This window comes from Aureimonas sp. AU12 (assembly GCF_001463705.1).
GTDB lineage: Bacteria > Pseudomonadota > Alphaproteobacteria > Rhizobiales > Rhizobiaceae > Aureimonas.
Genome location: NZ_BBWH01000031.1, coordinates 140,771 through 153,354 on the forward strand (window position 1 = coordinate 140,771; position 12,584 = coordinate 153,354).

The 12,584-nt window shown below is 69.7% G+C and carries 12 protein-coding genes and 1 riboswitch; of the genes, 9 read left to right on the top strand and 3 right to left on the bottom strand.

Annotated features, from left to right (window positions below):
• Positions 1-326: 326 nt before the first annotated feature.
• The 9 genes from AUL33_RS13605 to AUL33_RS13645 all read left to right on the top strand — a co-directional run bounded on the left by AUL33_RS13605 (position 327) and on the right by AUL33_RS13645 (position 8,441).
• The gene (locus AUL33_RS13605) at positions 327-1,979 is read left to right on the top strand and encodes a Na/Pi cotransporter family protein (RefSeq protein WP_062208933.1); all 1,653 of its coding nucleotides are present in this window, start codon (positions 327-329) and stop codon (positions 1,977-1,979) included.
• 240 nt (positions 1,980-2,219) lie between these two features.
• Positions 2,220-2,323: riboswitch (TPP riboswitch) on the top strand.
• A gap of 150 nt (positions 2,324-2,473) precedes the next feature.
• Positions 2,474-3,259, top strand: a complete 786-nt coding sequence (locus tag AUL33_RS13610) for an ABC transporter permease (protein ID WP_062208936.1) — start codon at positions 2,474-2,476, stop codon at positions 3,257-3,259.
• Positions 3,256-4,209: an ABC transporter substrate-binding protein gene (locus AUL33_RS13615; protein WP_374754432.1), complete on the top strand. Its 954-nt coding sequence runs from the start codon at positions 3,256-3,258 to the stop codon at positions 4,207-4,209. The genes AUL33_RS13610 and AUL33_RS13615 overlap by 4 nt, the downstream gene beginning before the upstream one ends.
• The gene (gene thiD / locus AUL33_RS13620; protein ID WP_062208939.1) at positions 4,206-5,024 is read left to right on the top strand and encodes a bifunctional hydroxymethylpyrimidine kinase/phosphomethylpyrimidine kinase; all 819 of its coding nucleotides are present in this window, start codon (positions 4,206-4,208) and stop codon (positions 5,022-5,024) included. Before AUL33_RS13615 ends, thiD begins: the two co-directional genes overlap by 4 nt.
• Complete coding sequence (locus AUL33_RS13625; RefSeq protein ID WP_244492227.1) at positions 5,021-5,716, top strand: TenA family protein; 696 nt, start codon at positions 5,021-5,023, stop codon at positions 5,714-5,716. The genes thiD and AUL33_RS13625 overlap by 4 nt, the downstream gene beginning before the upstream one ends.
• Positions 5,713-6,390, top strand: coding sequence for a thiaminase II (gene tenA, locus AUL33_RS13630; RefSeq protein WP_062208942.1), 678 nt, complete (start codon positions 5,713-5,715; stop codon positions 6,388-6,390). Before AUL33_RS13625 ends, tenA begins: the two co-directional genes overlap by 4 nt.
• A 148-nt stretch (positions 6,391-6,538) precedes the next feature.
• The gene (locus AUL33_RS13635) at positions 6,539-6,949 is read left to right on the top strand and encodes a CidA/LrgA family protein (RefSeq protein WP_062208945.1); all 411 of its coding nucleotides are present in this window, start codon (positions 6,539-6,541) and stop codon (positions 6,947-6,949) included.
• The gene (locus AUL33_RS13640; RefSeq protein WP_062208948.1) at positions 6,946-7,674 is read left to right on the top strand and encodes an LrgB family protein; all 729 of its coding nucleotides are present in this window, start codon (positions 6,946-6,948) and stop codon (positions 7,672-7,674) included. The genes AUL33_RS13635 and AUL33_RS13640 overlap by 4 nt, the downstream gene beginning before the upstream one ends.
• A 248-nt stretch (positions 7,675-7,922) precedes the next feature.
• The gene (locus AUL33_RS13645; RefSeq protein ID WP_062208951.1) at positions 7,923-8,441 is read left to right on the top strand and encodes a MucR family transcriptional regulator; all 519 of its coding nucleotides are present in this window, start codon (positions 7,923-7,925) and stop codon (positions 8,439-8,441) included.
• Between the two features lie 368 nt (positions 8,442-8,809).
• Here the strand turns inward: AUL33_RS13645 and AUL33_RS13650 are convergent, their stop codons facing one another.
• The 3 genes from AUL33_RS13650 to AUL33_RS13660 form a co-directional block, all read right to left on the bottom strand.
• Entirely contained in the window at positions 8,810-9,634 is an 825-nt protein-coding gene (locus tag AUL33_RS13650; RefSeq protein WP_062208954.1) for an outer membrane protein, read from the bottom strand.
• 354 nt (positions 9,635-9,988) lie between these two features.
• Positions 9,989-11,014 (bottom strand): Ldh family oxidoreductase, encoded by a 1,026-nt coding sequence (locus tag AUL33_RS13655; RefSeq protein WP_062208957.1) that lies wholly within the window; start codon positions 11,012-11,014, stop codon positions 9,989-9,991.
• A 64-nt stretch (positions 11,015-11,078) separates the two neighbouring features.
• Positions 11,079-12,506, bottom strand: a complete 1,428-nt coding sequence (locus AUL33_RS13660) for an FAD-binding oxidoreductase (RefSeq protein ID WP_062208961.1) — start codon at positions 12,504-12,506, stop codon at positions 11,079-11,081.
• Positions 12,507-12,584 lie beyond the last annotated feature (78 nt).

Sequence of the window (12,584 nt, forward strand, 5' to 3'; positions counted from 1 at the left end):
ATTCAAGCCGATTCACGGAAGGCCGGTGCACCGCATCGGCCTTTTTGCATGTCCGACCCTCTGACGCTGGACTGGGATGACCTCACGACACCGTCGGCCTCCTTCGAAAGGCGGCATGTTCGCACAGGCTTGAAAGCGCTTCATCAGGTCTACACCAGCATTTTCAGTGCTTCGTGCATGAGCAAGATCCGTTTTCGCCTTAAATTTCATCCTGCCGTCATAAAGCGCACCCATTGCGCTTCTCTTAGAGGTTTGCCAAGTTTGCCATAGGGTTCGACCGGCGCGTCCGATCCGCCGCCCGAGACCGCCTCACCCCGCGAGTGCCCATGTCCGCCACCACCATCCTCATCCATCTCCTCGGCGAGATCGCCCTTCTGCTCTGGGGCATCCGCATGGTGAGCGGCGGCATGCAGCGGGCGCTCGGAAACCGGCTGACGGCGGTCCTCGGCATCGGTCTGAAGACCCGGTTTCGCGCCGTCCTCGCCGGCCTCGGTCTCACCGCCCTTCTCCAGAGCTCCACCGCCACCGCGATGATGACGAGCGCCTTCACCGCCGGCGGTCTCGTCGATCTCGTGCCGGCTCTCGCGGTGATGCTCGGCGCCAACATCGGCACGACGCTCATCGTCCAGCTCGCCTCGTTCGATGTCTCCGCCCTCTATCCGCTCCTGCTTCTCGCCGGCCTCGTGGCCAGCCGCTCCGGGCGCTCCTCGTCGTGGCGCGAAGCCGGCACGGCCCTCGTCGGCCTCGGCCTCGTGCTTCTCGCTCTGCACCTCCTCGTCGCCACCATGGCGCCGCTCGAACACGCCCCCGCCTTCCGCGCCCTCATCGCCGCCGTCACCGGCGATCCGCTCGTGGCGCTCGTGCTCGCCGCGCTTCTCGCCTGGGCCGCCCATTCCAGCGTCGCGGCCATGCTCTTCGTCATGTCGCTGGCGGGCGCCGGCATCGTCGAGCCGCAGGCCGCGATCGTCATGGTGATCGGCACCAATCTGGGCAGCGCGCTCAATCCGGTGGTCGCCCAGCTCGGCGGCGATCCGACGCGCCTGCGTCTGCCGCTCGGCAACCTCCTCAACCGTGGCATTGGCGCCGCCCTTCTCCTGCCCTTCGCCGGCCCCATCGCCGGGGCGCTCCTGACCCTCGACCCCTCGCCCGCCCGCGCCGCCGCCAGCTTCCACCTTCTCTTCAACATCGCCACCGCGCTTCTCTTCTTCGGCCTCCTGCCCCTGCAGGCCCGTCTCCTGCGCCGCCTCCTGCCCGAACAGCGCGCCGCCCGCGATCCCGGCGCGCCCCAATATCTCGACGATGCCGCCCTCGGGACACCCTCCGTCGCGCTCTCCAACGCCGCCCGCGAGGTGCTGCGCATGGCCGACGTCATCGAGGAGATGCTGCGCGATGCCCGCGACGCCTTCCACCACGACGATGCCGACCGCATCACCGCCACCCGCCGCAAGGACGACATCCTCGATCGCCTGTTCCGTGCCATCCAGCGCTATCTCGGCGCCATCGGCGGCCAGCCGCTCGGCGAGGACGAGGCCCGCCGCCTCTCCGACACGCTGGCGCTCGCCATCAATCTCGAGCATGTCGGCGACATCATCGACCGCAACCTCATGGACCTCGCCACCCGCCGCATCCGCTCGGGCCTGCGCCTCGCCGACGACGCGGTCGCCGAGGTCGACGCCATGCACGGCAAGCTCCTCGACCACCTGCAGCTCGCCGTCACCGTCTTCATGGTCGCCGACCAGGACGCCGCCCGCCGCCTCGTCGAGGAAAAGGAAGCCTTCCGCGACGTCGAGCGCGCCACAACCCAGCGCCACATGCGCCTGATGCGGGGCGGCGACCGCCGCGCCGTCGAGGCCAGCGCCCTCCAGCTCGACATCATCCGCGACCTCAAGCGCATCGAGGCCCACATCGCCTCCACCGTCTACGGCCTCCTCGAACAAGCCGGCCAGCTCCGCCAGAGCCGCCTGCGCGCCGAGGTGTGAGCGGACGGGGTGATGGCTGGATAGACGGGGCTTCGCCCTCGACCCACCAAGGGCCTGAGGCCCTTGGAACCCCACCTGTTGTTTCAGTCATGGGGGAGGGCCGGTGGCCCTCGCCCATGACTGACAAGAGAAAGCGGGGGCTCCGGGGCGTCAGGCCCCGGGCGGGGCTCGGGGCGGCAGCCCCGCCATCCCACCACGCACCGCCCCGTTGACAAGCCGGCGCGGGTGGGCGAAGGCTCGGGTTATTCCGAGGGGTGCACCGCGAGGTGCTGAGATGGCCGGGAGGCCGAACCCTTGAACCTGATCCGGGTCATGCCGGCGTAGGAACGGGAATACGATCCTCCGGGGTCTCTCGCCGTCTTCGCGTCTCTCACCGGATCTCTTGAGGCCGTTCGGCCGAGGAGATCGCATGCGTCGTTCGCCCTGCTCGTCCTGTCCGCCGGCTTTGGCCCGGCCACCCGCCCGCTCGATGCGCGCCGGCTGAGGCGCCCGCGATGCGCGCGCTTCGCGTCACGCTGCTCGGGCTTCTCTGCGTCGTCCTCGCCTGGCAGGCGACGGTGTGGCTGATCGCGCCGCCGCGCTACATGCTGCCCTCGCCCTTCGCGGTGGCCGAGACGCTGGTGGCGCGCCGCTCGTTTCTTTGGGAGCAGGGTCTGGTGACGCTGCTGGAGATCGCGCTGGGGCTTCTCTTCGGGACGCTGGCGGGGATCGTGACGGGCTTCGCGGTGGTGGCGTGGCCGCGGCTCGGCGAGTTCGCCTGGCCGCAGATCCTCGTGCTGCAGGCGATGCCGGTCTTCGCGCTGGCGCCGCTGCTGGTGCTGTGGTTCGGCTTCGGACTGACCTCGAAGGTGGTGATGGCGAGCCTCGTCATCTTCTTTCCGATCGCCTCGTCCTTCGCCGACGGGCTGCGGCGCACCGACCCCGACCTTCTCGACGCCACCGCGATGACGGACGCCTCGCCGATGCAGGCGCTGTGGCATGTGCGGGTGCCGCTGGCGATGCCGTCCCTCGTCACGGGCCTACGGGTCGCCGCGCCGCTGGCGCCGCTCGGCGCGGTGATCGGCGAGTGGGTGGGCGCGTCCGGGGGCCTCGGCTTCGTGATGCTGCAGGCCAATGCCCGCCTGCAGACCGACCTCTGCTTCGCCGCGCTCGCCGTCCTTGCCGTGCTGACGCTGCTGCTGCGCGCCCTCGTCGACCAGTTCGCGCCGCGCCTCGCCGCCTGGGCGAGTGAGAGCGCGTCGCATGCCCTTCCCCCGTCCCGACAAAGGAACCGTTCGTGATCCGACTTCGCTCCCGCCTCGCCGCCGCCCTTCTGGCGCTCGGCGTCTTGACCGCCGCCCCCGCGAGCGCCGCCGACAAGCTGACCGTGATGCTCGAATGGTTCGTCAATCCCGACCATGCTCCGCTGGTGGTGGCCAAGGAAATGGGCCTGTTCGCCAAGCACGGCCTCGACGTCGAGCTGATCCCGCCGGCCGATCCGTCCGCGCCGCCGCGCCTCGTGGCGGCGGGCCAGGCCGACATCGCGCTGCACTACCAGCCGAGCCTCATCGTCGACCAGAAGAACGGCGTGCCGCTGATGCGCTTCGGCACGCTGGTGGAGACGCCGCTGAACACGGTGATGGTGCTGAAGGACGGGCCGGTGAAGACGCTGGCCGACCTCAAGGGTAAGCGCATCGGCTATTCCACGGTCGGCGTCGAGGATGCCGTGCTGACGCAGATGCTGAAAAGCGCCGGCCTCAGCGCCGGCGACGTCGAGCTCGTCAACGTCAACTTCGCGCTCACGGCCTCGCTCATCTCCGGCAATGTCGACGCCACGATCGGCGCCTACCGCAATTTCGAGCTGACGCAGCTGAAGCTCGAAGGGCGCGAGGGCCTCGCCTTCTTCCCCGAGGAGCACGGCGTCCCCGCCTATGACGAGCTGATCTACATCACCGCGTCGGACAAGATCGCCGACCCGCGCCTGCCCCGCTTCCTCGACGCGGTGGAAGAGGCGACGCTCTTCCTCACCAATCACCCGGCGGAGGCGCTGCAGCTTTTCCTCAAGGCCTATCCCGATCTCGACGACGAGCTGAACCGCACCGCCTTCGCCGACACCCTGCCGCGCTTCGCCAAGCGGCCCGGCGCGCTCGACATCGCGCGCGAGACGCGCTTCCTCGGCTTCATGAAGCAAGCCGGACTGATCGACACCGTGCCGGCGATCGCGAGCTACGCGGTGGAGCTGAAGCGTTGAGCGCGATCGCGCTGACGATCGCGGGCTCGGATTCGGGCGGCGGCGCCGGCATCCAGGCCGATCTCAAGACCTTCTCGGCGCTCGGCGTCTATGGCGCCTCGGCGATCACCGCCGTCACCGCTCAGAACACCCACGGCGTCACCGCGATCGAGGATCTCAGCCCCGCCATCGTCGCCGCACAGATCGACGCGGTGCTCTCCGATCTCGCGGTCGGCGCCATCAAGATCGGCATGGTGTCGCGCACTGAAACGATCCGTGTCATCGCCGAGCGGCTGCGCGCCCACGGGCGGCGCGCCGTGCTCGATCCCGTGATGGTGGCGACCTCCGGCGACCGGCTGCTGGCGCCCGACGCGCTGGCGGCTTTGCGCGAGGAGCTGATGCCGCTCGCCGACTGCGCGACGCCCAATCTCGCCGAGGCCGCGCTTCTCACCGGCGAGCGCATGGCCGGGGACGAGGCGGCGATGGAGCGCCAGGGGCGCATCATCCTCGGCTTCGGCGCGCGCGCCGTGCTGGTGAAAGGCGGCCACGGCCAGTCGCTGGAGAGCGCCGACCTTCTCGTCGCAGAAGCCGGGGGTGGGGGTGAGACGAAGGCGCGCCGCTTCGCCGCGCCGCGCCTCAGCGTCACCAACGATCACGGCACCGGCTGCACGCTGGCCGCCGCGATCACCGCGGAACTCGCCAAGGGTGCCGCGCTGGTCGACGCCGTCGCGAGCGCCAAGCGCTACCTGCAGGACGCGCTCGCCGCCGGCGCCGGTCTCGCCGTCGGCTCGGGCCGCGGCCCCGTCCATCACTTCCACGCCTGGTGGCCGCGATGAGCGCCACGGCCCATCCGGAGACGCGCATGAGCGCCCGCTTCACCGACACGCTGCGCGAGGCCGCGCTTGAGGACTGGGAGGCCGCGAGTGGCCATCGCTTCACTGTGGAACTGTGCGCCGGCACGATCGCGCCGGACGTGATGGCGCGCTATCTCGTGCAGGACCACCGCTTCCTCGACGCGTTCCTGTCGCTTCTTGGCGCCGCCATCGCCGGTGCCGACCGCTTCGAGGCGCGGCTGCGCTTCGCGCGCTTCGCCGGCACCGTGGCGGGCGAGGAGAACACCTATTTCGAACGCGCCTTCGAGGCTTTGGGGGTCCGTGAGGAGACCCGCCGCGCCGCGCCCGACAAGGCTGCCACCGGTGGCTTCCAGGCGATCATGCGCGAGGCTGCGGCGACGCGCTCCTACGCCGCCGCGCTGTCGGTGCTGACGGTCGCCGAATGGCTCTATCTCGACTGGGCGGCCCAAGCCCCGCAGCCGCTGCCGACGAGCTTCGTCCATGCCGAGTGGATCACGCTTCACGACAATCCGGACTTTCGCGCCTTCGTCGCCTTCCTGCGGGACGAGCTCGACCGCGTCGGCCCGGCGGAAGCCGAGCTCTGCCAGGCGTTCTTCACCCATGCCGTGGCGCTGGAGCGAGCCTTCTTCGACGCGGCCTATGAGGGTGACGCCGGCAGGGAGATCGGTCGATGACGCTGTTTGCCCGCCTCAAGGACGCCGCCGGGCGCGACTGGACCGACTATGCCAGCCATGAGTTCGTGCGCCGGCTCGGCGATGGCTCGCTGCCCGAGGCGGCGTTCCGGCGCTATCTCGTGCAGGACTATCTCTTCCTCATCCAGTTCGCCCGCGCCAACGCGCTCGCCGTCTACAAGAGCCGCACACTGGCCGACATGCGGGCCGCGCAAGGCGCGCTGTCGGCCATCCTCGACGCGGAACTGCGCCTGCACGTGACGATCTCGGCGCGATGGGGCCTCTCGGCCGAGGATCTCGACACCGCGCGCGAGGCGCGCGAGACGCTGGCCTACACGCGCTTCGTGCTCGATCGCGGCGCGGCGGGCGATCTTCTGGAGCTGCAGGTGGCGCTCAGCCCCTGCGTCGTCGGCTATGCCGAGATCGGCCGGGCGCTGACGCCGGGCGGCATCGCGGCGGTGCCGGCCGAGCATCCCTATCGCGACTGGATCGCCGACTACGCCGGCGCGCCTTATCAGGACGTCGCGCGGCGCGCCCGCGCCCAGCTCGACAGCCTCGCGCAGCGGATGATGCCTGAGCGACGCTTCGAGGACCTGGCGGAGGTCTTCGCGATGGCCTGCCGGCTCGAGACCGACTTCTGGCAGATGGGCCTCGACGCGGCATCCGACCCGCGCTGAAGCCAACAGCCCCGCCCCGACAACGGGCGGGGTGCCCCTGCCGGGGGCGGGGACGGGACTTGACGGGGCGCGGGGCCCGAGCCCATGCCCGAAGCATCGCCGCCGGCCATCCCGCGCCGCGGCCGGATCTTCGGGAGCCTGCCCCGCGATGCTGAAACCGATCGCCGTCCTCCTCGTCTGCCAGCTCCTCGGGGAGACCGCCGCGCGGGGCCTCGCCCTGCCGGTGCCCGGCCCGGTGATCGGGCTCCTCCTCCTTTTCGCCATGCTTCTCGCGCGAGACCGGCTCATCGCAAGATCAGGGGCCCGCATCGCCCTGCCCGCCCTCGATGCCGCGCCCGCCGCGCCGCTCGGACGGGCCGCCGATGCGCTGCTCGGCGTGCTCGGTCTCCTCTTCGTGCCGGCCGGCGTCGGCGTCGTCGATCATCTCGGCCTCTTCGCCGCGCACGGGATCGGCCTGGCCGCCGTGCTCGTCCTGTCGATGCTGGCGACGTTGCTGGCCACCGTCTTCGTGTTTCTCGCCGTCGCCCGGCTTCTGGGACCCAAGGGAGACGAGGCATGAGCGACGAGACCGGCGCCTTCGCCCTCTGGGCCTACCTCTCGACGACGCCGCTCTTCTGGCTCACCGCGACGATCCTCGCCTTCCTCGCCGCCGATCGGATCGCGCAAGGCTCGGGCCGGCATCCGGCGGTCAATCCGGTGGCGCTGACCATCCTCTTCATGGCGAGCCTCTTGGCGATCACGCGTACGCGCTACACCGACTATTTCGCCGGCGCGCAGTTCGTCCATTTCCTGCTCGGCCCCGCCACCGTAGCGCTCGCCGTGCCACTCTACCGGCACCGCGCGCTCGTGCGCCGCCATCTCCTGCCCCTCCTGGCCGCGCTCGGCGTCGGCTCGGTCGTGTCGGTGACCTCGGCCGTCTGGCTGGCGCTTCTCGTCGGGATCCCGCGCGAGGCCATCGTGTCGCTGGCGCCCAAATCCATCACCGCCGCGGTGGCGATGGGCCTATCGGAGCGTCTCGGCGGCGAGCCGGCGCTGACGGCGGTGCTGTGCATCGCCACCGGCATCGGCGGCGTCGTGGTGGTGACGCCGCTGATGAACGCCCTTCGCATCCGCAACTTTGCCGCGCGTGGGTTCGCCGTCGGTCTCACCTCGCACGGCATCGGCACGGCGCGCGCTTTTGCGGTGGATCCGGTGGCAGGCGCCTTTGCGGGGATCGCGATGGCGCTGAACGCCGTGGCGTCCTCGATCGTCCTTCCGCCACTTCTGCGTGTTCTCTTGGGTTGAGAACTCGTCACTTCTGCAGACGACAGAGGTTTTTCTTCAATTGGCTCCAGTCGCGACCAAGCGAAAGAACCGGATCGACAGCGGCGTCAAGTTCCGCTTCAGCCGCATTACCGATGCCGAGAGAGTTCGTTTGATACTGACGAGGCCTTGAAAGCAACACGGTGTCATTGCATGTCACCAGCAATAGTGCTGTACCAGTCGAGACCGCTTTGCATCAACCGACATCAGACGATGGAGACTTCGAACCGATGGACGATCTTCCGGATACGGCAACGTCGCGACGCTACCTCACGGCGCAGATCGTAAAGGCCTATGTCAGCAACAACCACGTGCCGCGCGATGATCTTCCGACGCTCATCGGGATCATCTACGACGCGCTGAACCTTGACCATCCAACCGAGACGAATCAGCCGGAAGCCGCCCCCCTCGTGCCCGCGGTGCCGATCAAGAAGTCGATCACGCCGGATTATCTGATCTGTCTGGAGGACGGAAAGTCGTTCAAGTCGCTGAAGCGCCACCTGATGACGCATTACGACCTGACGCCCGAAGCCTATCGTCAGAAGTGGGGCCTGCCGGCCGACTATCCGATGGTCGCCGCCAACTATGCCGCCAAGCGTTCGGAACTGGCCAAGTCGATCGGTTTGGGCCGCAAGGCCGCCGCGCCCGAGCCGGTGGAAGAGGTGGCCCCCGAGCCGCAGGCGGAGCCCGAAGTGGCAGCGGAAGCCCCCAAGCGTCGCGCCGGTCGCAAGGCCAAGGCCGAGGCCTGATCGTTCAAGGCGCCGGGGCGCTCAGGCGCTCCCGGCGCGCTGGCCTGCGACGACGACAGGTCAACCAGGGTGCGCGATGACAAGCATTGGCTTGCTGCGCACATCGTTCGAGACTGACGCCGGGTTTCGAACCCCGCACGCCGCACCGAACTGTCCGACCGCTATGATCGAATACGCTCCGCCTTCGTGCGGGGCTGAAGCCGTTTGCGATCGTGACCGCGAAAGCTGGCGGGCTCAAAGCCCGTGCCACTCTCACCCACCGTCTTACTCCCAACGAAAAACGCCCGCCCCGGGAAGCCGGGACGGGCGCTTTTGGGATCGGGGCAACGCCGGGACTGGAACCGGGGCCGCTCGGATCCGTCGCGGGATCAGTTGAAGCGGTAGGAAAGCTTCGCGGTGACCGTGTGGAAGTCGAAGTCGTTGCTGGTCTTGAAGGCAGTCGACTGGCCGGCGATCACCGAAGCGGCCGAACCGTCGAACACGCCGCCGGCGAGACGGGTCGAGGAGTCGCCGTCACCGAGGTTGGTGTAGAGGTACTCGGCGCCGAACGAGACGTTGTTCGTCACCTTGACTTCCATGCCGCCGCCGACCGTGTAGCCGAAGTCGTCCTCGTCCTGGTTCACGACCGCCGGGAAGGCGGCGGTGATGGCCGGGCTGTTGGACGAGAAGCCGTAGTCGACTTCGCCGTAGGCGACACCGCCGGTGGCGTAGGCCAGCGCGGTCGGGGTGACGAGGTAACCAGCGCGCAGGCGGCCAGTCACGAGGTAGTCGAGGCTGCGCTCGGCCGTGTAGACGGCCGGGGTGTTCGAGAAGGCGCTGGCGCGCTGCGCCACGTCGAGAGCGTTGATGTCGGCGAGGACGCCGATCACGAACTGGCCGGCCTGGTAGTCGTAGCCGACATGCGCGCCGCCGACGAAGGACGAGTCGAACTCGGAGGAGAAGTTCGAGCCGAACGCGTTGGCGATCGTGGTGGCGCCGGCGCCGGCGAAGTTCGGGACGACGGCGAGGTTGTCGCCATTGTCCGGGTTGAAGGCGCCGCCGCCCTGGATACCGAGGTAGAGGCCGGTCCAGGTCGGAGCCGGCATCGCCATCATCGGCGCAGCCGGCTCTTCGTAGACGACGTCGGCGGCGAGAGCCGGCACGGCGAAGGCGAGGGTCGCGGCGGAAGCGAGGAGCAGGGAAAGACGCGTCATGGCAGGATCTCCAGGGCGCCGGCCGTGACCGGCGAGGCGCAAGATGTCAGCGGAGGAAAGGCCGGCATCTCGTCGCGCCGTTGCTTCCCGTCTGCCCTCATAAGGTAGCAAGAGCAGTCGGAGCTCAAGTCGTCCCCGCACGTCCGGCGCGAGCCTGTTGCACAGATGGTACGGTCTCCATGCGGCCGAGAACACCGTCCGCCGCACCGGACCCGACCGTGCGGCATGGTTCCAACTTCCTGTTATCGCTGCTGTTTCGTTCACACCCGGCGTGCAAGACTGCCCCGCCAATCGATCGCGCGCGGTGCGATCACAGATTGGTGACGGTGTGGCCGGCGCGCCTCACCCTGGGCGTCACACCCCGAGGAAGGTCGCCGTCGCCCGGTCGACGGGAATGCCGTCCTGCGCCCGTTGGCGCTCAACCGCCCATTCGCGGTCTCCCGGCGCCATGACGCGGGCGCCCTCGCGGGGCACCGAGCCGCGCAGCGCATCGAGATAGGCGGTAAGCGCGGACGCGAAGGTCTCGGCGCCGCCGAAGAAGGCGGGCTCGATGGCGATGACGAAATGGCCGATGTTGCGCGGCGTCGCGATCTCCTCGCCGTCCATCGGGATCACGAACGGGTCGGCGGTCGCGCCGGTGAGGATGGCCGAGAGGATCGTCATCAGGCCGCCGAGTGCGGCGCCCTTGAAGCCGAACTGCGAGCCGCCGGCCGGCATCAGCATGGCAGCGGCGTGCGGGTCGGCCGTCATCGCGCCCGCCGCATCCACCGCGACGTCGGCGGGCAGCGGCAGGCCGAGCGCCCGGTAGAGATAGACCCGGTTGAGCGGCACCGAGGAAGTCGCCATGTCGAGGAGCCAGGGCCGGGCGCCGGCCACGGGAACGCCGGCGGCGAACGGATTGGTGCCGTGGAAGGGCTGCGCGCCCTCGTGCAGCGCCACCACCGAGTCGCTGTTGGCCATGGCCAGCGCCACCCGGCCGGCCTCGGCGCCCGCCAGCGCATAGGCGCCGGCCGCGCCGAAATGCGACGAGCGATGGACCCCGACGGCCGCGATGCCGAACCGGCCCGCGGCCTCGCAGGCGATCTCCATCGCCCGGTAGGCGGCGCCATGACCGAGCCCGTTGTCGGCGTCGAGCGCGAAGGCGACAGGCGAGGTCTCCTTCACGCGCATCTGCGGCGCCGGGTTGACCCGTCCGCCCTTGAGCACCTTGCAGTAATGCGGCACCAGCCGCACGCCGTGGCTGTCGACGCCGTGGCGCGAGGCGTGCATCACCGCCCGCGTCGTTGCCGCGACCGAAGGCGCGTCGGCCCCGGCCGCCTCCAGCGCCGCGCGCACGGCGGCGTCGAGAGCCCCGGTCTCGACGATGGCGACATCCTGCATGATGGTCTCTCCCGATGAACGAACGGATCTTTGCGTTAGCCGGCTTATGGCCGTGATCGGCGCCTCAGGGCGGGGTCAGCTGACAGCCCGGGTTCATGCGCCCGTCGGGGTCGATGGCCGACTTCAGCGCCCGCAGCAGGCCCTCCTGCACGGGCTTCAGCCGGGCCTCGAAATCTTCGCGCTTCAGCCGGCCGATGCCGTGCTCGGCGCTGATCGAGCCGTCGAACCCGTCGAGAACGCCGTTGACGAGCGCCTTCGCCGCCTTGATGCGGGCCGCGGCCGTCGCCGCGTCCGCCCCTTGCGGCGGCAGCACGTTGAAATGGATGTTGCCGTCGCCGACATGGCCGTAGGCGACCGAGCGGCAATCGGGGAGTTCGCGCGCCACGGCGTCGCGCGCCGCGCCGACGAACGCGGCGACGCGCGACAGCGGGACGGAGACGTCGGTGCGAAGATGCGGCCCGAGCATCGCCTGCCCGTCGTTCATCCCTTCGCGGATGCGCCAGAGCTGCGCGGCTTGCGCCCGCGAGGCCGCCACCACGCCGTCGAGCACCAGCCCCTCCTCCAGCGCCCCTTCGAGGAAGCGGTCGAGGAGCGCGCGGATGTCGATCAGCCCGGTGCCGGCCATTTCCATCAGCACGTAGGCGGGATGACTTCCCTCCATCGGGTTGGGCAGGTCGGGATGGGCGATCTGCGCCAGCCCGATCGCCTCGGGGCCGAGCAGCTCGAAGGCGCTCATCAGGTCGCAGCAGTCGCGCCGGGCGCGCCGATAGAGCGCCATCGCCTCCTCGACCCCGGCCAGCGCCAGAAGCGCGGTCTCGACCTGCGTCGGCTTGACGAGAAGCTTCAGTGCCACGCCCGTGACGATGCCGAGCGTGCCCTCGGCGCCGATGAAGATCTGCTTGAGGTCGATGCCGCGATTGTCCTTGCGCAGCGTCGAGAGACCGTCCCAGATCGTGCCGTCCGGCAGCACCACTTCGAGGCCGAGGATCAACTCGCGCGTCATCCCGTAGCGAAGGACGTTGATGCCCCCGGCATTGGTGGAGACGTTGCCGCCGATGCGGCAGGACCCTTGCGCGCCGAGCGACAGGGGAAAGAACCGGTCCTCAGCCTCCACCGCCTGCTTGATCACCTCCAGCACGCAGCCGGCATCGACCACGGCCGAGAAGTCGTCGGCGTCGATGCGGCGGATGGCGGTCATGCGCTCCAGCGACAGCACCACTTGGCGCCCCGCATCGTCGGGAATGCCGCCGAGCACCAGCCCGGTGTTGCCGCCCTGCGGCACGATGGCGAGCCCCAGCCGGGCGCAGAGGCGAACCGCCTCGGACACCGCGCCCGTCGAGTTCGGGCGGAGCACCGCCACCGCGCCGGTGGTGACGTCGCCGTGCCAGTCGCGGCAGTAGCGCGCGATGTCGTCGGGCTCGGTGAGCACCGCATCGGCGCCGAGCGCCTGCGTCATCTGGCTGGTGAGAGCGTCCCGTTCGGCTTCGGTCATCTGCGAACTCCCCGCCCGATCGTCCCGCGGGCTTACCAGTCCATATCCGGGCCATCGCCGCGCGTGAAGCCCAGCCGC

Coding starts and splice junctions, on each gene's coding strand:
- AUL33_RS13605 (WP_062208933.1), top strand. CDS start 327: ATGTCCGCCACCACCATCCTCATCCATCTCCTCGGCGAGATCGCCCTT.
- AUL33_RS13610 (WP_062208936.1), top strand. CDS start 2,474: ATGCGCGCGCTTCGCGTCACGCTGCTCGGGCTTCTCTGCGTCGTCCTC.
- AUL33_RS13625 (WP_244492227.1), top strand. CDS start 5,021: ATGAGCGCCACGGCCCATCCGGAGACGCGCATGAGCGCCCGCTTCACC.
- tenA (WP_062208942.1), top strand. CDS start 5,713: ATGACGCTGTTTGCCCGCCTCAAGGACGCCGCCGGGCGCGACTGGACC.
- AUL33_RS13635 (WP_062208945.1), top strand. CDS start 6,539: ATGCTGAAACCGATCGCCGTCCTCCTCGTCTGCCAGCTCCTCGGGGAG.
- AUL33_RS13640 (WP_062208948.1), top strand. CDS start 6,946: ATGAGCGACGAGACCGGCGCCTTCGCCCTCTGGGCCTACCTCTCGACG.
- AUL33_RS13645 (WP_062208951.1), top strand. CDS start 7,923: ATGGACGATCTTCCGGATACGGCAACGTCGCGACGCTACCTCACGGCG.
- AUL33_RS13650 (WP_062208954.1), bottom strand. CDS start 9,634: ATGACGCGTCTTTCCCTGCTCCTCGCTTCCGCCGCGACCCTCGCCTTC.
- AUL33_RS13655 (WP_062208957.1), bottom strand. CDS start 11,014: ATGCAGGATGTCGCCATCGTCGAGACCGGGGCTCTCGACGCCGCCGTG.
- AUL33_RS13660 (WP_062208961.1), bottom strand. CDS start 12,506: ATGACCGAAGCCGAACGGGACGCTCTCACCAGCCAGATGACGCAGGCG.